The sequence below is a fragment of the Bradyrhizobium sp. CCBAU 53340 genome, assembly GCF_015291645.1.
GTDB lineage: Bacteria > Pseudomonadota > Alphaproteobacteria > Rhizobiales > Xanthobacteraceae > Bradyrhizobium.
Window position 1 is genome coordinate 2082341 of record NZ_CP030055.1, and the last position, 23302, is coordinate 2105642.

The following is a 23302-nucleotide window of genomic DNA, read 5'->3' on the forward strand; positions in this document are numbered from 1 at the left end:
ATGCGCAACCCTCGTTCATCAGGACGACCATGCTCAATCCTTGAAGAGCACGTCGTGGTCGCGAGCGAACGCCGCGAGCAACGGCAGCGCCGCGCCGCCGATCGCGCGCGCATCGCGCCCGATCGAGCCTTCGACCACCACAGCGTCGGTGAGGCCCTGCCGGTCCATACGGGCCCATTCGTCGTTCGTTCGCTCGACGAGGCGACGGCGCACATCGACCGGAAAGGCCCCGTCAATGATGACGGCTTCAAAGTCGATCACTGCGAGTAGGGCGGTGATCGCCTGCGCCAACGCCGCGGCCGCCTCGGAAAGCCACGCTTCCAGTGGTTCCTCGAAGCTCGACCAGTCGTTGGGCGAGAGCCAGATATCGGTGCCTGGCCGGCCCGCGGCGATCAGTCGGCGCTCGAGCTGATAGATGGAAGCGGTGCGGATCAACTGCTCAAGGCTTGCCTCACCGTTTTCCTCCCGTCGCATGATCGGCATGGAGCCGAGCGCGCCGGCATTGCTGCTGCGGCCCGGGAAGAGGCTGCCGTTCAGAACGATGCCGCCGCCGATGAAGGTGCCAATGTACAAATAGGCGAAATCCCGATACGCCGCGCCGGCACCGAAGGTGAGTTCGGCTGCACATGCCGAAGTCGCGTCGTTGCAGACGCGCACCGGCCAAGGAGCGAAACGGCGCGACAGTTCTGCGGCGACGTTGAAGTCACGCCATTTGCCGAGCGCGCCGGGTGGTGTCTGCAGATCAGCTTCCCAGTTCCACAACTCGAATGGCATTGCGACGCCGATGCCGCTGATCCTGCCACGCTGGGCGTCGGGCAATTCGGCGAGAAGGCCCGGCATCTCGCGTTCGGCAAAGGCCATGATCTCGTCGGGCGCGGGGAAGGAATAGATCATGCGTCGCCTGGCACGGATGCCGGCCGCGAAGTCCATCAACACCAGATCCGAACTGCGCCGGCCGATCATGAGCCCCAATCCAAATGCGCCGTCCGGATTGAGCGAATAGGGGACCGAAGGCTGGCCGATGCGGCCTCGCTGTGGTTCGCCCGGTAGGAGCAGTCCATCGGCTTCCAGCCGATTGATGATTACGGTCGTGGTTTGAGTTGAAAGGCCAGTGAGGCGCGCAATCTCGACCTTGGCGAGACTGCGATGGCGCCGAATGAGGGAGAGGATCAGGCGTTCGTTGTACAGTCTCACGCCGGTTTGGGTGGTGCCGCGGCTGTCGCCGGGGAAGGCCACCGTAGCGCCAGCAACCGGTGCTATTTCTTCCATCCTCGGCTCCTCACAATCGGGAATCTGTCCTCGCGACAGGTCGATTGGTCCCATTTTCGGCAGTCGGCCGCCACAATGGACGCAGATGGCCACGCGTGTCAATTAATAAATCGGGATGATTTATTTATTGACAAGGTCGTTTGGCGCTCTCTAGGATGCCCCAACACGCGGTCGAAACCGTGCAGGCAACAAGACGTCCAACGAGGAGGGAATAAATGCGTCAATCACTCGGACTAATCGCAGCGTTCGCGCTGGCTCTGGGCAGCACCAGCAGTTTCGCGGCCGACAAGTCGATCGTGGGCCTCATCACCAAGACCAACACCAATCCGTTCTTCGTGAAGATGAAGGCCGGCGCCGACGAGGCTGCGAAGGCGAACGATGTCGAGCTGCGCTCGTTTGCCGGAAAGGTCGACGGCGACAACGAGAGCCAGGTTGCGGCCATCGAGGACCTCATCGCCGCCGGTGCCAAGGGCATCCTGATCACACCAAACGACTCCCGCGCGATCGTCCCGGCTGTCGAGAAGGCGCGGGCGGCGGGCATTCTGGTCATCGCCCTCGACACCCCGCTCGATCCGCCGAACGCGGCGGATGCAACGTTTGCCACCGATAATTTTCTGGCAGGTGAAATGATCGGCCAATGGGCCGCCAAGACGCTGGGTGCGAAGGCGGCATCGGCGAAGATCGCGCTGCTCGACCTCAACGTGAACCAGATCTCGGTTGATGTCGCCCGCGATCAGGGCTTTCTGAAAGGTTTTGGCATCGATCTCGGCAACCCCGCCAAGATCGGTGACGAGAAGGATGCGCGTATCGTCGGTCACGATGTGACGCTCGGCAGCGAGGAGGGCGGCCGCAAGGCGATGGAGAACCTGCTCCAGAAGAATCCCGACATCTCGCTCGTCTATACCATCAACGAGCCGGCGGCGGCGGGAGCCTACGAGGCCTTGCGCTCCGTCGGCCGCGACAAGGATGTGCTGATCGTTTCCGTCGATGGCGGTTGCCCCGGCGTGCGCAACGTGAAGGACAGCGTCATCGGCGCCACCTCCATGCAGTTCCCGCTGCTGATGGCGGCGAAGGGCGTCGAGGCGGTGAAGACTTTTGCCTCCGGCGGCGGCAAGCCGAAGTCCTCGCCCGGTCTCGACTTCGTCAATACCGGCGTCGAACTCGTCACTGACAAGCCTGTTGGCGAAATGCCGTCGATCGACAGCGCTGCCGCCTTGAAGAAGTGCTGGGGCTGATCGCAGCTCCGACTTGTACCCAACGGCAAGAACTGGCGCCCGCGAGCCGGGCGCCAAGAGCCGGAAACCCTTCCGCGATTGGACGGGCAGATCTCCGCATCAACGAGGAAAATGGCCATGACCGATATCGGCAGTAGCCGCCCGGCCGCCCAGGCCTTCGAGCTCGTGCTCGACAAGGGCGAGAGTCGCGTCGCCGAATTCGAGGTTCGCGCGAGATCGCCGCTGCAGAAGCTTCAGCACTTTCTGCACGCCAATCCGACGGCGGTGCCGGCAATCGTGCTCCTGCTCAGCGTTGCGGCGTTCGGCTTCACCGTCGGCCCGCGTTTTCTGTCGATGTTCAACCTGTCGCTGATCATCCAGCAGGTCACGATCATCGGCGTGATCGGAGCGGCACAGACGTTGATCGTGATCACCGCCGGCATCGATCTGTCGGTCGGAGCCATCATGGTGCTGTGCTCCGTCATCATGGGCAAGCTCGCGGTCACCATAGGACTGCCAGCTCCAATCGCGCTCGTTGTCGGCGTTGCCGCGGGTGCCGGCTGCGGCGTGCTCAACGGTACGCTGGTGACCCGGCTCAAGCTGCCGCCGTTCATCGTCACGCTCGGGACGTGGTCGATCTTTTTTGCTCTCAACCTTTGGTATTCGGCGTCCGAGACCATCCGCTCGCAGGAGGTCGCGAAAATCGCCCCGTTGCTGCAGGCATTGGGAACGCCGGTGAACGTCCTTGGCGCGCGTTTCACCTACGGCTCGTTCTTCATGCTCGGCCTCGTGGCGTCGATCTGGTTCGCGCTGAATCGCACGGCCTTCGGGCGCCATCTCTATGCGGTGGGCGACGATCCCGACGCGGCGCGGCTTTCCGGCATCCGAACGGACCGCATTCTCTTTAGTGTCTATGTGATCGCCGGCGTGATTTGCGCGCTTGGTGCGTGGACCCTGATCGGGCGCATTGGTTCGATCAGCCCGCAGGCCGGCCAGACGGCTAATCTGGATAGCATCACCGCGGTGGTCGTCGGCGGCGCCAGCCTATTCGGCGGGCGTGGTTCGATTATCGGTACGCTGATCGGCGCTCTTATTGTCGGCGTCTTTCGCAACGGCCTCGCGTTGTCCGATGTCGATGTGCTCTGGCAGGAGTTCGCCGTCGGCTGGCTGATCATCATCGCTGTGGCGCTCGATCAATGGATTCGCAAGGTGTCGGCATGAGCACAGGACCGAATGTTCCCGGGGCAACACCGCTGCTTCAGGCACGCGGCCTCAACAAGCGCTATGGCCGCGTGACGGCGCTCGATCACGCCGACTTCGATCTCTATCAGGGCGAGATCTTGGCCGTGATCGGAGACAATGGCGCCGGAAAATCGTCGCTGATCCGCGCGCTCTCGGGCGCGCTCGTTCCGGATGCCGGCGAGATCAGGCTCGACGGCCGGCCAGTCGCGTTCCGCTCGCCACTCGACGCTCAGGCGGCCGGCATCGAGACGGTCTATCAAACGCTGGCACTGTCTCCGAGCCTGTCGATCGCCGACAACATGTTTCTCGGCCGCGAATTGCGCCGTCCCGGTGCGCTCGGCACGTTCTGCCGCATGCTCGATCGCAAGGCCATGCAACGCATTGCCCGCGAAAAGCTTACCGAGCTTGGCCTCATGACCGTGCAGAGCATCAATCAGCGCGTCGAGACGTTATCGGGCGGTCAGCGCCAGGGTGTGGCGGTAGCAAGGGCCGCAGCCTTCGGCTCGCGCGTCGTCATCATGGACGAGCCGACTGCGGCGCTCGGTGTCAAGGAATCGCGTCGCGTGCTGGACTTGATCCTCGACGTGCGACGACGAGGCGTCTCAGTGGTCCTGATCAGCCACAACATGCCGCACGTGTTCGAGATAGCCGATCGCATCCATATTCATCGGCTCGGTCGGCGGCTCACGGTGATCGATCCCAAGGCCTACACGATGTCGGATGCGGTTGCCTTCATGACCGGGGCTCGGGCGCCGATTGAAGTCGCAGCGTGACAGGACTCGAAAGCTTCGTCTTTCTTGGGGACGTAAGCGCGTCGATGCTCTCTCAGTTTTCGGAAACCCTCGCCGGCGTGGGGGCAGGGTCGTGGAGAGCCTTTCTCTGATTGGCTCCAATCGGACATCATTTGCTGGAGCTAGATCAAACTTACCCATGATGGATTGGACCGATTCACGAGCTTCGGATTGTCCAAGGAGCTGAGCCTCAGATTGATCTTTGCTCAGTTTGGACAACGAGTGGGACCACACCCTGCTTGCCAGCTGAAACTCGATCGCATGCCGGTATGCGCCTCTTCCGAGCCAACCCCGTAGGGCATGATCTTGGGCAATCGATGTGCTCAAACACCGCGCAGCTGATCGCCTGTTGCCGGCTGCGCAAATGATCTTCGAGAAGCTTGTGTCGCGTAATATAGCCTCCGTTTACTCCGGGAATGGCATGGTTCATCAGGAGCTTGGCGTCGATTTCCGGGACACCTGCTGCCGTTGCAATCGTACGGAAGGTTTGACGAAGGTCGTTGCCCCACTTCGGTAGCATTTCCCGGTCCTCTTTCGTTTCCGCTAGATGCCCTGACGTGCTGTCAGCCGGAAAGACCCACTCTTGTGCTTGCGCGGGATACATCTGCCTGCCGAACCGGGTTGTGCGGACGAGGCAAATGACCATCTGTCGCGACAACGGAATATCGAAGGCCTTCTTCTTGCCTCCCTTTGGTTTAGGGATGTGCAGCGTGCGGCGCCGGAAATCTATGTGCTTCGGCTTGGCTTCCTGGAGCGCAGTAGGTCTAGAACCGCAAAGGAGAGTGAAGAGGTGGAACTCTCTGCGAACGGGGTTGTCTAGAGCGGCGAGCTGCGCGAACCAACCCCTCAGGTCAGCCGATCCCATCCCGGTATTGCGGCGCTCCTCCTCATTCCAGTATCGGCTGGATTATCTGGCGGCAACGACCTGTTCGTCTTTCGAGCATGATTGTAGATGGCTCGCAGAGTCCGCATGCTGCCATTGGCCATGTACGGTCCATTTTCCCTTGTGACCTCGTCGTGCTTCTTGGCCACTCGAGCCGGATCGGTTGCGAGCTCATGGAGTGTCTCGTCGAGCCATTCCGCAAAAATTCGTTCGATGTGGTCGCGGTAGCCCTCGATCGTCTTCTCGCTGCGGTTCTTCCGGACCAGATGCGCATCGAGATACCCTTCCCAGGCCTGCCTCAGAGTGATGCTCGCGACCCTCCCGCCAATTGCGATCGCAGGAACGGGATGCGGTTCTTCGGCTTGTTTATCGTCTTTTGGGTGCCGTCCGCGGCTAATCTGGGCCAAGTACTCATTGGCAGTGGCGCGCGCAGCGCGGGTCGACATCTCATTAGCATCGCCAATGGAAACCCCAATGGATGAAGCCCGCTTGCCACCGCGCCTCAGGTCACCCTGGACAGTAAAGGTAGGTACCAGCCTTCTTTCGGAGCGGGTAATTGAGCGATTGCCTTGTCGGTGAGAGAAATTTGAATATCGGTCATTACAAGAGTCCACGGCCGCCAAAACGGTTTTCAAACGGTGATGGCGGATTGAGCAGTTGGAAGGTTTGAGTTCGATGGAGCGCGAAACTATGCGAGAAACACCTACAAACAAAGGGCTTCTCCAATACTCATCTTAGCGCGGCGTGCATCTAGAAACTGTGGCGAAGGGATAGTACTGAACTCTTAATCAGTGGGTCCGAGGTTCGAGCCATGGTGCGCCCACCAAATAAAATCTATTGCTTGCAGCGATTGAGTATCAGAACGAGCTTTTCAGTTGGACGATTTCAACGTCCAACTGCACCGGAAGTTTTCTCGATCTTGGCAAGCACGTCGAGCCATCGCGGATCAGCTTTTCGCGCCGGCAGTTCGGCATTGTTCGGCAGCATGAGTGCGGTTTCCACCAAGCGGACGATGTTGCCAGGATGGCTCATCTCATGGCGGGGAATTTCGTCGTCATTCAACGTCATGTCGGTGGCCACATAGCTCGCACAGGTCGAAATCGCTCTCGCCCCTCGTCGAACAGGCGAACATTTCGGATTGATTCCGGCTGCGTTGACGATGGCGTCTACGTCTTCCACCGTGGTACCCATCCGATAGTGGTGCTCGACCGCGACTGCAATTTCTTGCGGAACTGGGGGCGAAGGTCGATCCTCGCGCGCACGGTCTGCATATGGATGCCGACGATAATCCCTACGCAGATGACGGCGACCATAGTGGGTCTGCCGCGCCATCCTGATGTAGTCGTATTCGCCCTTGATCGACCAGTTGCCGCCGAGCCGTATTCGGCGCCGACGCCGGCAACGAGGCCGGTGTGCACCACGTGGCTGTCGACGCCTTCGAACAGGGGGCTGCCGCCGATGGTCCACGTGTCGTCGCCGAGTGGTTCTCGCTGGCGATTGCGACGCCGCCCTTGCCGTACTCCATGAGTCGGTCCCCGACGGCGAAGCCGGCTCGCGCGCTCGCGACCGCGAGTCAGTCGACGGGTCCTATAACCAGAGGATCTGCTTGCGATAATTGACGTCAGTCAAGAGCGGCGCAGCCGGTCCTTGGTGAAACACCGCGCCGCGCTCCAGCGCGAAGACGCGGTCGGCGAGTGCAAGCACGAGATCGAGATTATGCTCGACGATCACGATCGACATGTGTCGCCGGAGCTGGTCGAAAACGCGAAACAGCTCCAGCGTCACCGCTGGCGCGAGGCCTTCGAATGGTTCGTCGAGCAGCAAGAGGCGCACATTGCCGGACATCGCACGAGCCACCGCCACCATCTGCTGCTCACCGCCGGAGAGATAGTCGGCCGCGATGTGCATGCGCTCCTTCAGCCGCGGGAAGTGGTGGAGGATCTGCTCCTCGTCCCAGACCACGCCGTCGCTGCCGTCGGTCTGGCGGGCGAGGCGGCCGAGTGCGAGATTTTCCCGCACGGTCATGCCGGCGAACAGGCCGCGGCCCTGCGGCACATAGCCGATGCCGTGACGGGCGATGTCGGGCGCGGCAAGGCGTGAGATATCGCGGTCGCGATAGGCGATACTGCCGGTGGCCGGCGGCACAAGGCCCGCGATGGTCTTGAGCAGCGTCGACTTGCCGGCGCCGTTGCGCCCCAGAAGCGCGACGATCTCACCCTCGCGCACGTCGAGCGCGGCGTCGTTGAGGATGTGGCTCTTGCCGTAAAACGTGTTGACGCGGTCGAGCCGCAACACGGTCTCGCGCTCGCCGGCCCTCTCATCGCTGCGCCGGTGCTCGACGGCGGGAATGCCCTTGCCGGTATAAATCTCCTGCACCCGCAGATCAGACCGCACCGCCCCGGGGCAGTCGGACATCAGCACCTCGCCCTGGTTCATGACGGTCACGACCTGCGAGAAGCCCAGCACGCGGTCGATGTCGTGCTCGACGATCAGCACGGGGATGTTGACCGCGATGTTCTTGACGAGATTGGAGACGCGCTCGCGCTCGGCGGCGGCGAGCCCCGCTAGCGGCTCGTCGAGAAGCAGCACCTGCGGCTTGGAGCCCAGGGCGATGCCGAGATCGACCAGCCGCTGCCCGCCATAGGAGAGTTCGCCGCCCTCGATCTCCTCGATGCCTTGGAGGCCCAGGAACTTCACAAGCGCGGCGGTCTCGGCGTGGATGTCTTCGTAGGCGTCGATGTCATTCCAGACGTTGAAGCGCATGGTGCGCTGCGCCTGCAGCGACAGGCGCAGGTTCTCGTAGATCGAGAGTCCGCGGAACAGATTGGTGATCTGGAACGAGCGTGCCAGCCCTTGATGGCAGATCAGGTTCGCCGGCACCCCGGCGACGTCGCGGCCCCGCAGGCGGATGGTCCCGTTGTCCGGCGCGTAGAGGCCCGAGACGAGATTGAACAACGTGGTCTTGCCGGCGCCGTTCGGTCCGATCAGCGCATGGATCTCGCCGGCGGCGACTTTGAGGCTCGCATTCTCGACCGCGCGGATGCCGCCGAACTTCCGGCAGACGCCGCTGACCTCCAGCACAGTACCCTTCAATGCCTCCGGCCGCAGGAAATCGGGTAGCGGCAGACCATCATAAATCTTGCGCCGGCTCATCGCCGCCGTCTCTTCCGCGGGCGGATGGAAGCGGCGCATTACCAGCGCGCCGACCCCGACGAGGCCGCCGGGCGAATACATCACGAAGGCGACGAAGGTGAGGCCGAACCAGAACAGCCAGTCCGACGTCCAGATCGAGAACAGCTCCCGGAATAGAATGAAGAACAGCGCGCCAAGCGCAGGACCGAGCAGGCTGCGCATGCCGCCGATCACGACCATCGCCAGCAGTTCGCCGGCGAACGGCACCGAGACGGCGTCGGCGGAGACGAGATAGTTCAGGAACGCGATCAGCGCCCCGGCGAGACCCGTGACGACCGCGGAGATCACGAACACCGCGAGCTTGTAGCGCTCGACTGGATAGCCCTGAAAGCTCGCGCGCAGCTGGTTCTCGCGGATCGCCACCAGCACATGTCCGAACGGCGAGCGCACCAGCCGCATCAGCACAAAGAGTGTCATGAGCCCGATGACCGCGACCATGATGTAATAGTTGAGCGCACTGTCGAAGCTGATCGACCCAACGCCGCCGCGGGTCAGTCCGCCAAGCCCGTCCTCACCGCCGGTGAGGCTCGTCCAGCGGAACGCGGTGGTATAGACCAGCGCCGCCAGCGCCAGCGTCAGCAGCGAGAAGTAAACGCCACGCCGGCGGAGGATCAGGAGGCCTGTCACGGTCGAGCCGATGGCGACCACGGCCATCGATCCCAGCAGCGGCAGCCAGATCTCGCCGGGGAAGAAGTGCAGCTGGATCAGGCCGGCTGCATAGGCGCCGACGCCAAACCACGTGCTGTGGCCGAACGAGACAAGGCCGGTATAACCGATGCAAAGGTTGAGCCCCATGGCCGCGATGGCAAGGCCGAGCATCCAGGTGCCAGTGTTAAGCGACAGGCCCAGCGCGCGCAGCAGTAACGGTAGCAAGATGATCGCAACGATTGCGATCAGCAGCGGCCTCAGCCGCTCGATGGTCGAGACATTCTTCATTCGAACTTCTCGATGCGTTCGCCGAGCAGGCCGCGCGGACGTATCAGCAGTACCAGGAACATCAGGATGTAGATCGAGGCCTCGCCGGCGGCGGGCTCGAAATGAATCGCGATACCGCGCACGACCCCGACGAGAAGGGCAGCGATGACGACGCCCCAGAAACTGCCGAGCCCGCCGATCACCACCACGACAAATGCGATGGTCATGATCTCGGCGCCCATCGCGGGGTGGACCGTCGTGATCGGCGCGAAGAAGGCACCACCGAGGGCGGCGAGGCCGACGCCGAGCATGACGATCGCGGTCATGTAAGGCTGCAGGCGAATGCCGAGCGCCGCGACCATGTCGGGCCGCTGGATGCCGGCGCGCACCACGCGTCCGAACGAGGTCTTTTGCAGGAGCCACCAGATGCCGAGCAGGATCGCCGCGACAACGCCAAGGATCAGCAGGCGATAGCGCGAGAACAGGAAGTCGCCGACGATGACCGAGCCGCGAAAGCTTTGCGGGATCTCGGTCGTAATGGGCGCTGCGCCCCAGATCATGCGGATAGCCTGCTCTGCGACCATCGCAAGCCCAAAGGTCACGAGCAGGCTGAGAATCGGATCGGCGGTGTAGAAACGGCGCAGGATGAAGCGCTCGAACGGGATGCCGAGCAGCGCCACAGCAAGCGGCGAGACCACGACGGAAGCACCGAAGCCGAGGCGGCTGGCCAGCTCGACGCAGAGATAGGCGCCGAGCGCATAGAACGCGCCATGCGCGAGGTTGACGATGCCGCCGACGGAGAAGATCAGCGACAGCCCGAGCGCGATGAGCAAATAGTAGCCTCCGAGCACGAGGCCATTCACCACCTGTTCAAGCAAGAACTCGAACTGCATGTTGCGTCCTTGCCGCGTGGGCGCGCGTCAGGCCTTCATCTCGCAGGGATTCTGCTCTTTGGTCGGATAGATCGTCTCCAGGGGATCGTTCGCCGCCGGCACCACATCGCCCAGCACCAGCATGTCCCACTGGTCCTTCATCTGGTCTTTCGGCTTGACCGTGAACGGATAGGCCTCCTGCACCAGCTGATGATCCCAGGCGCGGAAATACGCCTTGCGCGCCTTGCCGATGTCGAACTGCGCCTGCTTCTCGAAATAGACGATCAGTTCATGGCTGTCGGTCGACTTCATCGAATTGATCGCTTCCGCCAGGAGTTTCAGCGTGACATAGTCGATCCAGGCATGGTTCTCCGGTGGTTTGCCGTATTTCTTGCTAAAGGCGGCGACGAAGCTCTTAGATGTTGGATTGTCCAGCGTGTGATACCAGACGGTTGGCCAGGTGCCGCTGAGATTTCCCGGGCCCGCGGCCCAGGCATCACCGGTGTTGAGGTTGAATCCGACCAGCGGGTAGGGGAAGCCGAACTCGGCATATTGCTTGACGAGGTTCGTCACCTGGTTGCCGGCGAGATTGCAGCAGACCACGTCGGGCTTCGCCTGCCGCACCTTCAACAGATACGGGCTGAAGTCGGTGACATCGGTCGCGATCAGCTCGTCGCCAATCAGGTTCGCATCATGCGCGCTAAAGAAGGTCTTTGCGGCTTTCAGGAGGTCGTGACCGAAAATGTAGTCGGCCGTCAGCGTGAAGAACTTCTTGCCCTTCACCATTCCCTTCTGGGACAGCGCGGTACCGACCGCGTTCACCATGACGGTGTTCGGGATGTCGCAGTGGAACGCGTACCTGTTGCAGTTCTTGCCGCGTAGCGCGTCCGAGCGGGCGCCGGTCGAGAAGAATACCTTTTTGTTGCGCTCGGCCACCTGCATGATGGTGAGCGAGGAGGCCGACGAGATCTCGCCCAGCAGCACCACCGCGCCGTCCTGCTCCAGCATGCGCTGCGCCTTGGTCGCCGCGGTCGCCGGGTTGATCGAGTCTTCAGACAGCAAGTCGATCTGCTTGCCAAGGATGCCGCCGGCGGCATTGATCTCTTCGGCGGCGAGTTTCACCCCCAACTGTGCGTAGCTGCCGATCACGCCGAGAAAGCCGGTCAGGGGCGTCAGATGCCCGATCCGGATCTTCTCGGCCTGTGCCCTGACGATCGCGGGAAACCCCAGCGCGGCTGCGCCGGCAAAGGCCGCGCCCGCCCGTAGCAACGTCCGTCGTGGATAGCGGATCATCTCTGTCTCCTCCCGGGTTCATCGCCCGCCTCTCTTCAAAACCGAGCATCCTGGATTGTGAGAGAGCGTTTATTAATGCCGGAGGATAATCCCGAACGCCATTGCCGGTGTCAACCGGCAAAATCGCGGTCTGGACTGCGGCCTAGACTTTCTGCGTGAACGCCTTGTGCGGCCGGTCCTTGGCGCCGAACTCGGCAGACAGGCGGTCGGCGGCGGCCTGCACGACTTGTGCGCCGGCGTGCAGCGCCTGGTTGGACAGACGCCAGATCGGGCCGGAAATGCCGAGCGCGCCGATCACCTGACCGGTGAAATCGGTCACGGGCACGGCGACGCAGCGTACTTCCGGATTGAACTCGCCGTCGTCGAAGGCAACGCCGGTGCGCTGCACTTCGGCAATCTCGCGCATCAGCGTGCCGACGTCGCTGATGGATTTCGGCGTGGACGGTTTCAGCTCCACGCGATCGATGAAGCGCTTGAGTTGCTCGGGACGAAGCGAGGCCAGGATGATCTTGCCGAGCGCGGTGCAATGGGCGGGCCGCACCACGCCGACACGATCGGCGAGCTGGAAGGCGCCGGGGCCGCTGGTGCGCGCGATAACGACCACCGCATCGCCCATTCGCACGGCAAAATGGCCACTTTCGCCGGTCTGGCGAGACAGCTCCTCCAGCACGGGTGTCGCGACATTGACCATCTCGATCTCGTCGAGCGCGGATGCTGCGAGCGCAAACAAGGGACGGCCGATCCGATACCGCTTGTTGTCCTTCTCCTGGCGAAGGTAGCCGAGCGAGACCAGCGTCTTTGCGAGATGAAACGTGGTGGAGTTGTGCAGGCCGACTAACTTGCTCAGTTCCGCAAGCCCAATGCCCTCACGATGCCGCGCCACCTCTTCAAGGATCGAGAAGGCGCGCCCGAGCGACTGAACCCCGCCGCCGCGTTGCTTGTCGTCGGTCTCATCCTCACCAGTAGCCTGCGCTGCGGGAACCAGTTTGGCAATCGCGGCCTTGCGTGGGCTTGCAGGCTTCTCGCTGGTTGTAGGCTTGGTACGCGATCTCAAGGACAAGGCCCTCTCTGGTGAGTCGTTATGGCTCCATTCTTGCGACAGTAGCACGCAACGAGCGCAGCCGTTGGCGCGGAGTTTCGCGTTTCCTTTGGCGGGAACATATCACAATATAGTTTGACGTACAGCATTATGAGAAATAGGCTGCTTGCGGCCCCATGATGACCGGCCGCGTTTCCGCATCGGTACACAAGAAGTCGACGGGCCGAGAGGGAGACCGGTTAATGTCGCAAAACATGCTCAATGGCGCGCAGGTCATTGTCGATTATCTGATCCAGGAGAAGGTGCCGCAGGTGTTCGGGCTGTGCGGCCACGGCAACATTCAGTTCATCGACGCGCTCTACGAGCGCTCCTCCGACATCAAGACGATCTCGGTGCATCATGAGAGCGTCGCCGGCTTCATGGCGGACGTCTATTACCGTGTCTCCGGCAGGCCGACCGCGACCTTCACATCCTGTGGGCCAGGTTCGGCGAATTTGCCGATCTCTCTTGCGAACGCCTTTCTCGATTCCGTGCCGTTCATGGCGATTACCGGCAATGTGCCGACCAGCCAGTTCAATCGCGGCGCGTTTCAGGAGATGTACCGGCACTATCAGGCCGACTTCCCGTCCACCGTGCGCACTATCTGCAAGAAGGTGTTCCAGCCGACGCGTGGCGAGATGGTGCCGCTCGCGGTGCGCCAAGCCTGGAAAACCATGGTGACGGGAAGGCCCGGGCCTGTTGTGGTCGACGTACCCTTTGACGTCTTCATGGAATCGGCCGCCGAAGAGGCGCCAAAGGCGACCGAGTGGAGTGCCAACATCTCAAGCCGCTGCGGCGCCGATCCGGAGGGCGTCGAGAAGGCGGTCGACATGCTGCTTGCGGCCGAGCGACCGGTGATGCTGGTCGGGCAGGGCGTGCGCTATGGCGGCGCGGCGGAGGAGCTGCGCAAGCTTGCCGAGCGGCTTCAGATTCCCGTAGCAGCGTCCGCGAGCGGCCTCGGCGCGCTCGACGTCAATCATCCGCTCGCGCTCGGCCTCGTCGCGCGCGCCGGCCATTACCAGGCCAACCACGCGGCGCGTCAGGCCGACGTACTGCTCGCACTCGGTGTTCGCTTCGACGACCGCACTTCGAGCTCGTGGATTCCCGGCTATTCCTTCACGATCCCGCCGACGAGATTGATCCACGTCGACATCGATCCTGAAGAGATAGGCCGCAACTATCCGGTCGCGCTCGGATTGATGGCTGATGTTCGCACCTTCCTGCGGCAAGTACATGCCGAGCTTGATCGCCGCGACAATCTGTTCAGGAAATCGGATGCGCGCAAAAAATGGCTGGCGCAGATCGACGGCTATCGCAAGGAGTGGGACAAGTTCGTCGCGCCCGGCTTCTCTGACGACACCGTCCCGATCAATCCGCAGCGCGCAGCCGCCGAGATCGACAAGGCGCTGCCTGAGGATGCGATCCTGGTCTCCGACATCGGGGTGCACCACAACTGGCTGCTCGGCTTCTGCAAGCCGAAGCGGCCGGATTCGCTGATCGGCTCGATGGGCTTTGGCCCGATGGGTTTTGGCGTCGCCGGCGTGATGGGCGCGAAGTTCGCGGCGCCTGATCGGCCCTGCGTGTCGGTCTGCGGCGACGGCGCCTTCTTCATGCATGCCAACGTGCTTGGCACCGCGGTCGAGTACAATTTGCCCGTGGTCTGGGTGGTCTGGAACAATTACGCCTATGCCTCGATCCGCGGCCTCCAGCGCGGCTATCTCGGCGGGCGCGAGCTTGCCACCGATTTCAGGCATCCCGAGACGGGGGAGCGCTACAATCCGGATTTCGCGGCGATGGCGCGGTCCTGCGGCGTCGAAGGCGTGCGGGTCGATCGTGCCGCTGACATCGGCGAGGCCATCCGCAAGGGCATCGCCGCCAACAAGCCGTACCTGATCGACGTCGATATCGCCGCCGACGTCAATCCATCCGGCGCCGGCATTTGGGAACTACCTGGCCTCGGCCAGAGCAAGGCCGGAATCGGCACGCGCTTCCAGCCAGGCTGATCTCGGTTCGCGACAGCAATCAACAACAATAACAGGAGATGGGAATGACGCTCGCAGGCAAGAAGGTCATGGTGGTCGGCGGCTCCTCAGGCATCGGCCTCGCCACGGCCGAACTTGCAAAAAGAGCAGGCGCGGATGTCATCATCGCCTCGCGCAGCGCTGCAAAACTCGATCCAATCGCCGAGCGGCTGAAGGTGACGGCAATTCCCACCGACGTCACCAGCGACCAGAGCGTCGCGGAGCTGTTCCGCCATACCGGCGCTGTCGATCACGTCGTGCTGACGGCGGCGCAGCTTCGCACCGGACCGTTCAAGACGGTCGCAATGGAGGATGTGCGCGCCACGATGGAGGGCAAGTTCTGGGGTGCCTGGCGCGTGGCGCGCAAGGCCGAGATTTTGCCAGGCGGCTCCTTGACACTGGTCACGGGCTTCCTCAGCGTCCGGCCGCGGCCGAACTCGGCGATCATCAGCGCTGCGAATGGTGCGCTGGAATCGCTCGCGCGCGCACTTGCGCTCGAGCTCGCGCCAGTGCGGGTGAATGCGGTCTCGCCGGGCGTGATTGACACGCCGATCCGTGAGGCAATGCCGGAAGCGGCGCGGCAGGAGATGCTCGCCAAGACCGCGGCCGCGCTGCCGGTCGGCCGCGTCGGCATGGCCGGCGACATCGCGCAGCAGATCGCGAGCCTCATGATCAACGGCTTCGCCACCGGATCGATCGTCTATATCGATGGCGGCGCGCTAGTGAACTGAACGCACGGGAAAAGGAATGCGATCATGGCCTCAGAGAACAGCGGCGCCTTCATCCGCAACATCGCCGAGGTGCCCTGGCGCGAATTTCCCAATCACTTTGGCGGCGCGCTGTCGAAGCCCCTGGTGATGCCGGAGACGACCGGCTCACGCCACATAGACTATCGCATCTCGATGTACCAGCCGATGGCCCATGTCGCGCGGCACCATCACAAGGTGCAGGAACAAGTCTATCATGTGCTCGAAGGCGAGGGGTTGATGGAGATCGCGGGCAAGAGCCAGGTCGTGCGTAAGCATGACGTGATCTTCCTGCCGCCCGGCGTCGAACACGCGATCTCCAATTCAGGCCTCACCGATCTCGTTTTTCTGGTGCTGACCTCGCCGGCGACGGACGAAGGGAGTGCTACCTAGCCGTCGCCCCGCAGGCTCAGTTGATGCCATGGTCGCAGCCTCCCTATATTGTCTCTTCACCGTTCGCGATCCACGGCGACATGTCACATGACTAATATCAATATCAGTGGATTGACCCCACGTCCGAGCCGGAATGGACCGGCTTCGACCGGCAGTCAGCCGACCATCTGGTGAAGGTCTCGAACGCTTCGATCGCACTGAGCTAGGCCCTGGCAATTCGCAATGGGCGGCCGGTCGATACCTCGTTTAGATCTCAGTCTGTAAGCCATTGATCTGAAATGATCCGATTTTGGCCCGGTTGGAAAAATAAACTAGAGAAATCAACGGCCACAGCGTGTCTCTTAATCAGCGGGTCCCAGGTTCGAGCCCTGGTGCGCCCGCCATTTGAAATCAATTGCTTGCAGCGATTGAGTATCAAAACGGGCTCCTTTAGTTGGGGGTCGGTGGTACTTTCCTTTTTCGATCTCATTGCCAGCCCGCGATTTTGTGCGATTCCGGTACTCGGTGGCTACGCCCGAGCCCCCTTTTGGGTCGGCCATATGAGGAGCGGCTTTCGGTCCTGATGGCCAAGCGCCGCCATCGATGCCTGCGCGGCAAGATCAGCCTGAAGGTCATAGCCAATATGACTAGAAACGCCGTGGTGCTATTGGCCGCGATGATCGTCAGCGGAGCTGCCGGCGCATGCGGCCCCAGCGAGACCAACTCGACGAAGGCGCTCGCGGCCTCGAACAAGAAGCCCGGCATCATTGTTCGGCGGCGACCACCATTCGCTCCGTCGTCTGCCCTCCGGCGAACAGAACCGTTGCCGCCAGCACGCCGGAGCATTGTCGTCGAATCGTTGAAACGCCATCGTGAGTTCGCCTCGCAAATCGAAAAGTCCAGCGCGCGCCAACCACGCGCTCGATACGATATCTCGCCTATTGACCGGCGCTTTGCCCGCCGTCGACATGCAGGATCTCTCCGGTAACGAAGCTGGCACCCTCGAGGTACAGCACGGCATCGACGATATCGCGCACCTCACCGATTCGTCCGACTGGATGCAGTGTGGCCAGGAAATCGTACGTTTCGGGTCTATGCATCGGTGTCTTGATCGCTCCCGGCGCCACGGCGTTGACGCGGACGCCCTTGCTTGCGTATTCGATTGCGAGCGATCTCGTCGCCGCGTTCAAGCCGCCCTTCGTGAGGGCTGCCAGTACCGAAGGCACCCGGCTTGTCACGTTTTCGTCGAGACTGCTCGTGATTTGCACAATGTGCCCGGCGCCGCGCTTCAGCATCTCCCGCGCCGCACGTCGCGTGATGTGGAAGAAGCCGTCGAGATTGATGCCGAGTATGTTGGTGTAGTCCTCGTCGGTATAGTCCGTGAACCGCTTTGCGATGAAGATGCCGGCGTTGTTGACCAGAGTGTCGAGGCGGCCGAAGCGTTCGATCGCCTGCGACACGATGCGTTCCGCGGTCGCGGGGTCGGTGATGTCGCCGGCGACCGCCAGGATATTCGGATCGGACGACGACCTGATCGACCGGGAATTTGCGACGACGCGGAAACCACGATCGCGAAATCCACGGACCAAGGCGTCGCCGATACCCTGCGAGGCGCCGGTGACGATGGCGACTTTCTGTTCTGTATCCATGATGGATCTCCATGAAGTTTGTTGAATGGCGGCCAATGCCGTATCTGCTACTGCGCGGTCCAGCCACCATCGACGGAGATCGCCGTACCCGTGATCTGATCCGCCGCCGGCGAGCACAGGAAGGCTACGGTGCCGCCGAGTTGCGCCGGCGAAACGAAATCGAGCGACGGCTGCTTCTCCGCCAGTAGCGTCCTCATCGCATCCTTCTGGCTGATGTGCCGCTCGGTGGCGATGTTGCCGATCTGCTTTTCGACCAGGGGCGTCAGCACCCAGCCGGGACAAACGGCATTGCAGGTGACACCGCTACCGGCGGTCTCAAGGCCGACCACCTTCGTCAATCCTACGAGCCCGTGCTTGGCCGCGACATAAGCCGCCTTATGCGTCGACGCGACCAGGCCGTGCGTGGAGGCAATGTTGACGATCCGGCCCCAGCGCCGTTTCCGCATGTGAGGGACCGCTGCCGCGATGCCGTGGAACGCCGCCGACAGATTGATCGCAAGGATTGCGTCCCACTTGGCGGCCGGGAATTCTTCCACCGGCGCGGTGAATTGGATGCCGGCGTTGTTCACGAGAATGTCGAGATGTCCGAACTCGCGGACCGTCGTGTCGATCAATCCCTTCACGGCTTCAGCGCCCGACATATCGGCCGCGTTGTAGACGACGCGCACGCCGTGATCGCGCTCGATCCCTTTTCGGATCGACTCGATCTCGCCGGCATCGCCAAACCCGTTCAGCACGAGATCGGCGCCTTGCCTGGCCAGTTCCCTGGCGATGCCGAGCCCGATGCCGCTGGTCGATCCGGTGACGATTGCAACCTTGTTCTTCAACATGGCAGTTCCTTTCAATGCTGGGTGGTCGTTCTGGGGTGAAGTGCTCAGTGTCCGCCGCCGGCCTCGAGATGCCCGGGTTTGGTCAGCATCAGTGCGGCGATCAGGGCGACGATCTGCGAGATGCCGAGCAGGTAAAAGGTATCGCTGAAGGCGAAAATGAAGGCCTGCTTCTGCACGATCTTGCCGACCGCGACATAGGCCCGGTGGACGGCGTCAACGCGATCGATCACACCATGGCTGATGAAGTACTGGGTGAGCTGATCGAGCCGTGTTCGGGTCGCCTGCTCGAACAGTGTGACTTGCTGGGAAAGCACGTTGGAGTGATATTGCTCGCGCTTGGTGAGCAGCGTCTGGAGGGCAGCGATGCCGATCGCGCCGCCGAGATTGCGCATCATGTTGAACAGTGCAGATGCGGATCCGGCGTTCTCCTGCTCGATTCCGGAGGTTGCGACCGCCGACAGCGGCGCGAAGCACAGCGCCTGGCCAAACGCGCGGACGACGTTCGGCCAAAACAGTTGGTCGGCCGCGTAGTCGTTGGTCATGTAGATATTCATGAAGTTCGAGGTCGCGAACAGCGCAAAGCCGATGCCGATCACAAGGCGCGGGTCCAGCCGCTGCATCAGGCGCGGCACGAGCGGGATCAGCAGCAACTGCGGCAGGCCGGTCCAGGCGAGCACCATGCCGATCTGCTCCGAATTGTAGCCCTGTATGCGCGACAGATAGACCGGAAGGACATAGACCGAGCCATACAGCGCTATGCCGAGCAGGAAGTTTGCGAGCACGCCGAAGCCGAAGTTGCGACGAAACAGGATGCGCAAATTGAGCAGCGGCTTGATTGTCGTCAGTTCGATAGCGAGGAACAGCGTCAAGGCAATCGCCGCGACCACAGCCAGCTTGACGATGAAAGGTGAGCCGAACCAGTCGTCCTTGTTGCCTTCCTCGAGCACGGTCTGGAGCGCGGCGAGCCCGATCGCCATGGTCACGATGCCGGCCCAGTCGCCTTCGCGCAGCAGCGACAGCTTCATCGGCGACGGTTCCAGCGAAACGTACAGCATGGAGATCAAGACGGCGCCGGGCACGATGTTGACATAGAAGACGTATTCCCAGCCGAGATTTTCGGTGAGATAGCCGCCGATCGTCGGACCGATCGCCGGTGCGAACGTCGCCGAAATCGCAAACATCGCCAGCCCGATCGGCTGCTTGGCCTTTGGCAAGAGCGTGATGATGAGCGTGAACGCCATGGGGATCAGCACGCCGCCCGTGAAGCCTTGCACGGCGCGCAGCACGATCATCTGCGGCAGGTTCTGCGCGAGCGCGCAGGCCGCCGAGAACACCAGGAAGAGGAAGGCATTGGTGAGCAGATAGATGCGGACAGAGAATACCTGCGCAAGCCACCCGCTCAAGGGAATCACGACGATCTCGGCGATCAGGTAGGAGGTCGAGATCCAGCCGCCGTCGTCGATGCCTGCGCCGATGCCGCCCTGAATGTTGGCAAGGGAGGCATTGACAATCTGGATATTGAGGACCGCCATGAAGGCGCCGAGCGTGGCTCCGACCACCGCAAGCCAGGTTTTCGCGGAGATGCGCGGATCGGCAGCCGACGACAGGGCCTCGGTCGCGGGAGCGGCACCGATGGTCGTCTGCAGCGTGGTCATGGTTGTCTCCCTGTCTTGAAAGGAGGATGCGAGTTCAGCTACGCGGTGCCCCGCGACCGGAGGCGAGTCGCTTATTGGCCTCGCGTTCGGCGATCGCTGCCGACTTCGTGTCGACGGTCGGCTCCGCCGACATGCCGGGGCGGAGCAGGCCGTTCAGGCTTTGGTCGTCGAGCACGATCTTGACCGGAACGCGCTGCACGATCTTGGTGAAGTTGCCGGTGGCATTGTCGGGAGGCAGCAGCGCGAACTCGAGGCCACTGGCCGGCGACAGGCTGTCGACGTGACCCTTCAGTCGGGTCGAATGAAAGCCGTCGACCCGCAGATCGACCGGCTGGCCGTTGCGCACATGAGTCAGCTGGGTCTCCTTGAAATTTGCGACCACATAAACAGCATCGAGCGGCACGACCGCCATCAGCTGCGTTCCGGCCTGCACGTACTGGCCCACGCGGAGCGTGCGGGCGCCGACGGTGCCGTCGACCGGCGCGGTAATCCGCGTGTAGGAGAGGTTCAGCGCAGCCTGCTGCTCGACCGCGCGAGCGCGGTCGAGCTGGGCGATCGCCTGGGCGCGCTGGGTGGCGAGAACCTCGATCTTCTTGTTGGCGGCGATCAATCCTGCCTTGCTCTGCTCGAGTTGGGCAGTCTGCGAGCGCAGTGCCGCGTCAGTCTGCTGGGCGCGCTGTATGGTCCCTGAACCCGACTTCATGAGCTCGTCGTAGCGGGCGCGCTCCTGCTGGGCGAACTTCAGATTGGCTTCTGTGGCGTCGATCTCGGCGGCCTGCTGCTGAATCAGCGGCTGCTGCAATTCGATCTGTGCGTCGAGGTTCTTCACCGCGGCCTTGGAGGCGGCGACGTCGGCGCTGGCCTGGTTCAGCGCAGTCCTGAAGTCGCTGTCGTCGATTCGTGCCAGCAGCTGACCGGCCTTGACCGCTTCGTTGTCCGCGACCAGCACATCAGCAATGTAGCCGGAAATCTTCGGCGCGATGATCGTGGAATCGGCTTTGACATAGGCGTCGTCGGTCGTCTCCAGGTAGCGGCCGGTCGTGAGGTAGTAGTGGCCGAAGGCGGCGGCCCCGGCAACGCCGAGCGCGGCGGCGAAGGCAAGCGCGGCGCGTCGGATCGCCTGGCGCGACGGCGAAAGACGAGTTGTGGTCTTCTGATCGGATGCGTAGGAAAGGATCGACATGTCGTTCTCCGAAACCCTAGAGGTCAAGTCTCAACCGCGGCGATGGACGTCGTGGGTGACGATGCCGAGCTCGGGTGGCGGCGGATTCAATCGTCCCGGGTCCGCCAGCGTGCGGCGGATATCGTCCAGTCCGCTCTGCCAGTGGGCGCGCATCGCGCTCAGCCCGAACTCGTAGTCCTTCGACTGGCCCTCATAGATCTTGGATTGGTAGATCAGGTGGATGATGTTGTGGGTGCGGCGGCTGGCCATGTCTGCGATGGCGAGCATCTCGGGATCCTGCATTGCGCTCTGCGGCAGCCTTTCGATCGCCCGCTGCAATGCCTGGCGCATCTTCTGCATCCGCAGCGCCTGGTCCGTAATGGCGCGCGTGCGACTCGAATATTGAATATCTTTCTGGCGGCTCTGTACCTCCATCATGTCGTGGGGAACGCGCCCTCTTGCGGACCAGAGGTCGACCTGAAATGTCAGCGTGTCACGTGACTCGCTCGACAAGATGCGTGAGAGCGGCGTGTTCCAGACGACGCCGCCGTCCCAATAATGTTCGCCCTCGATCTCGACTGCGGGAAAGCCCGGTGGCAGCGCGCCGGAAGCCATGAAATGCTTCGGTTCGAGCCGACGTTCGTCGGTGTCGAAGTAGGTGAGGTTACCGGTGCGGACATTGACCGCGCCGACACTGACGCGCGCCTCGCCCGAGTTCAGGCGATCGAAATCGACGAGCCGCTCCAACGTCTGCTTCAATGGTGTGGTGTCGTAGTAGCTCGTGGCTGAATCGCCTGAAAAGGGCGACCAGAGCGGCGAGGGGAAGCGCGGTTTGAAGAAGCCGGGCTGACCATGGAACAGGGCCCTCATGGCGGACATTGCATTGTGCATCGAGCGCAGATCGAAGGCGAAAGGCAGGGAATCGGCCAGCCCTTCGCCGGCGGGCCAGCCCGCCGGAGAGGCGCAAATCGTTTCCCAGAACTCGCGCAGCCGAGCGACCCGCTGGTCTTCGGGCGAGCCGGCAATGATGGCCGCGTTGAGCGCGCCGATCGATATGCCGGCCAACCAGTTGGGCCGAATACCTGCCTCGTGCAGCCCCTCATAGACGCCTGCCTGGTAGGCGCCGAGTGCACCGCCGCCCTGGAGAACCAGCGCGACGACGTCGTATGGCAGCGCGTCGGTTTGCTGCGGGACAGAATTGGTTTGCTCGCGTGTCATCTTCAGCATTTTCGCAACTCCCGATCAATCGGCATTCGCTTCGATGAGGGTTTCAGACCTGGATGAGTGTCGTTGGGTGGCCGCGCCCGGTGACAGGTAGTTGTGGACCACGGTGCCAAGTCCGAGCGTCAAGTCGGCGATGAGATGCTTGGCCGACAGCACCTGAAGAACGGGCAGCTCAGCGACCGGGGCGAGGGCATGCGAATAGAGGTCGAGCGCCGCCGGACCGGTCCACGCCCCCTTCACGGTGATGTCTTCGAGGTGGTATCGCACGAGCTCGCAGATCCGCGCCGAGCCGTCGACATGCGGGATGATCTTGAGCAGGAAATTCGGTGCTGCGAGCTTTCGCGCTTCCAGCTCGCTATCGAGGGCGCGGTGCTTGTAGCCCATGGTGCCGGTGGCAATACGAACCGAGCCGTAGTTCAAGGTGCCGACCAGCGTATCGATCTCGACCGCGAGCTTGGGCTGCGCGAGCTTCTTGGGAAAGCCCCACAACTCACGCCCGCCCGCAATTGGCGGGTGATCATTGAGAAACATCTGATGAGTGAAGCTGCCGGCCTGGCCCTTGTAGGACACCGGAATCACCTGGCCGCTTTCGGTGTAGTCGCCAAAGCCGGTTGAGTCCGGCATGCGAATGAACTCGTAGTTCACCACGGGTTCGGCCAGCTCGAGCGGTGCCGGCACGATCCTGCGCAAGGCCTCGGGGTCGGTCCGGTACTGGATGATGAAGTACTCGCGGTTGACGAAGCGGTAGGGGCCGGGTGGAAAGGCCGGGTTTGTCAGGGGCATGGCGAACGCGGTCGCTCGCACGGTTTCGTGTTTCATTGCTCGGCTCCAGCTGATTGACGGTGATCGGGCCGCGCTGATGCGTCGTCAGCGCGACCCTTCCTGCGCTAAGCG

Annotated in this window: 20 protein-coding genes; 7 read left to right on the top strand and 13 right to left on the bottom strand. The window is 62.4% G+C overall.

What is annotated here, in order from left to right; genetic code table 11:
- Positions 1-33: 33 nt before the first annotated feature.
- On the bottom strand, positions 34-1269 hold the full coding sequence (locus tag XH89_RS09735; protein WP_194466854.1) for an ROK family transcriptional regulator: 1236 nt from the start codon (positions 1267-1269) through the stop codon (positions 34-36).
- Positions 1270-1484: 215 nt separating this feature from the next.
- Between XH89_RS09735 and XH89_RS09740 the strand changes: the two genes are divergently transcribed.
- The 3 genes from XH89_RS09740 to XH89_RS09750 all read left to right on the top strand — a co-directional run bounded on the left by XH89_RS09740 (position 1485) and on the right by XH89_RS09750 (position 4498).
- Complete coding sequence (locus XH89_RS09740) at positions 1485-2504, top strand: sugar ABC transporter substrate-binding protein (protein WP_194466855.1); 1020 nt, start codon at positions 1485-1487, stop codon at positions 2502-2504.
- Between the two features lie 117 nt (positions 2505-2621).
- The gene (locus tag XH89_RS09745) at positions 2622-3704 is read left to right on the top strand and encodes an ABC transporter permease (RefSeq protein ID WP_194466856.1); all 1083 of its coding nucleotides are present in this window, start codon (positions 2622-2624) and stop codon (positions 3702-3704) included.
- The gene (locus XH89_RS09750) at positions 3680-4498 is read left to right on the top strand and encodes an ATP-binding cassette domain-containing protein (RefSeq protein ID WP_194466857.1); all 819 of its coding nucleotides are present in this window, start codon (positions 3680-3682) and stop codon (positions 4496-4498) included. The genes XH89_RS09745 and XH89_RS09750 overlap by 25 nt, the downstream gene beginning before the upstream one ends.
- An 864-nt stretch (positions 4499-5362) precedes the next feature.
- Here XH89_RS09750 and XH89_RS41215 read toward each other — a convergent pair.
- The 6 genes from XH89_RS41215 to XH89_RS09780 all read right to left on the bottom strand — a co-directional run bounded on the left by XH89_RS41215 (position 5363) and on the right by XH89_RS09780 (position 12731).
- A complete protein-coding gene (locus tag XH89_RS41215) occupies positions 5363-5845 on the bottom strand; it encodes a hypothetical protein (RefSeq protein ID WP_246767780.1) in 483 nt (160 codons plus the stop codon).
- A 439-nt stretch (positions 5846-6284) separates the two neighbouring features.
- Entirely contained in the window at positions 6285-6731 is a 447-nt protein-coding gene (locus tag XH89_RS09760) for a hypothetical protein (RefSeq protein ID WP_194466858.1), read from the bottom strand.
- A 255-nt stretch (positions 6732-6986) separates the two neighbouring features.
- The gene (locus XH89_RS09765) at positions 6987-9527 is read right to left on the bottom strand and encodes a branched-chain amino acid ABC transporter ATP-binding protein/permease (protein WP_194466859.1); all 2541 of its coding nucleotides are present in this window, start codon (positions 9525-9527) and stop codon (positions 6987-6989) included.
- On the bottom strand, positions 9524-10399 hold the full coding sequence (locus tag XH89_RS09770; protein WP_194466860.1) for a branched-chain amino acid ABC transporter permease: 876 nt from the start codon (positions 10397-10399) through the stop codon (positions 9524-9526). The genes XH89_RS09765 and XH89_RS09770 overlap by 4 nt, the downstream gene beginning before the upstream one ends.
- A 27-nt stretch (positions 10400-10426) precedes the next feature.
- Complete coding sequence (locus XH89_RS09775) at positions 10427-11671, bottom strand: ABC transporter substrate-binding protein (protein ID WP_194466861.1); 1245 nt, start codon at positions 11669-11671, stop codon at positions 10427-10429.
- A gap of 142 nt (positions 11672-11813) precedes the next feature.
- A complete protein-coding gene (locus XH89_RS09780; RefSeq protein WP_194466862.1) occupies positions 11814-12731 on the bottom strand; it encodes an IclR family transcriptional regulator in 918 nt (305 codons plus the stop codon).
- A 221-nt stretch (positions 12732-12952) separates the two neighbouring features.
- On the opposite strand from XH89_RS09780, the gene XH89_RS09785 reads away from it, so the two are divergent.
- The 4 genes from XH89_RS09785 (at position 12953) to XH89_RS09800 (ending at position 16876) form a co-directional block, all read left to right on the top strand.
- The gene (locus XH89_RS09785; protein WP_194466863.1) at positions 12953-14752 is read left to right on the top strand and encodes a thiamine pyrophosphate-binding protein; all 1800 of its coding nucleotides are present in this window, start codon (positions 12953-12955) and stop codon (positions 14750-14752) included.
- A 44-nt stretch (positions 14753-14796) separates the two neighbouring features.
- Positions 14797-15501 (top strand): SDR family oxidoreductase, encoded by a 705-nt coding sequence (locus XH89_RS09790; protein WP_194466864.1) that lies wholly within the window; start codon positions 14797-14799, stop codon positions 15499-15501.
- 24 nt (positions 15502-15525) lie between these two features.
- Positions 15526-15909 carry a cupin domain-containing protein gene (locus XH89_RS09795; protein ID WP_194466865.1) on the top strand — a complete coding sequence of 128 codons (384 nt, stop codon included), beginning with the start codon at positions 15526-15528 and terminating at the stop codon, positions 15907-15909.
- A gap of 562 nt (positions 15910-16471) precedes the next feature.
- Positions 16472-16876, top strand: a complete 405-nt coding sequence (locus XH89_RS09800; RefSeq protein ID WP_194466866.1) for a hypothetical protein — start codon at positions 16472-16474, stop codon at positions 16874-16876.
- Here the strand turns inward: XH89_RS09800 and XH89_RS09805 are convergent.
- Genes XH89_RS09805 through XH89_RS09830 form a run of 6 tightly spaced genes read right to left on the bottom strand, consistent with a single transcriptional unit; the run spans position 16827 to position 23227 of the window.
- Positions 16827-17537 carry an SDR family NAD(P)-dependent oxidoreductase gene (locus XH89_RS09805; RefSeq protein ID WP_194466867.1) on the bottom strand — a complete coding sequence of 237 codons (711 nt, stop codon included), beginning with the start codon at positions 17535-17537 and terminating at the stop codon, positions 16827-16829. The two genes, XH89_RS09800 and XH89_RS09805, sit on opposite strands and share 50 nt — an antisense overlap.
- A gap of 47 nt (positions 17538-17584) precedes the next feature.
- Positions 17585-18367, bottom strand: a complete 783-nt coding sequence (locus XH89_RS09810; RefSeq protein ID WP_194466868.1) for a 3-hydroxybutyrate dehydrogenase — start codon at positions 18365-18367, stop codon at positions 17585-17587.
- Between the two features lie 44 nt (positions 18368-18411).
- Positions 18412-20022, bottom strand: a complete 1611-nt coding sequence (locus XH89_RS09815; protein WP_194466869.1) for an MDR family MFS transporter — start codon at positions 20020-20022, stop codon at positions 18412-18414.
- A gap of 34 nt (positions 20023-20056) precedes the next feature.
- Positions 20057-21205, bottom strand: a complete 1149-nt coding sequence (locus tag XH89_RS09820; protein WP_194466870.1) for an HlyD family secretion protein — start codon at positions 21203-21205, stop codon at positions 20057-20059.
- A gap of 30 nt (positions 21206-21235) precedes the next feature.
- On the bottom strand, positions 21236-22411 hold the full coding sequence (locus tag XH89_RS09825; RefSeq protein WP_194466871.1) for a patatin-like phospholipase family protein: 1176 nt from the start codon (positions 22409-22411) through the stop codon (positions 21236-21238).
- Between the two features lie 15 nt (positions 22412-22426).
- A complete protein-coding gene (locus XH89_RS09830; protein WP_194466872.1) occupies positions 22427-23227 on the bottom strand; it encodes an acetoacetate decarboxylase in 801 nt (266 codons plus the stop codon).
- Positions 23228-23302 lie beyond the last annotated feature (75 nt).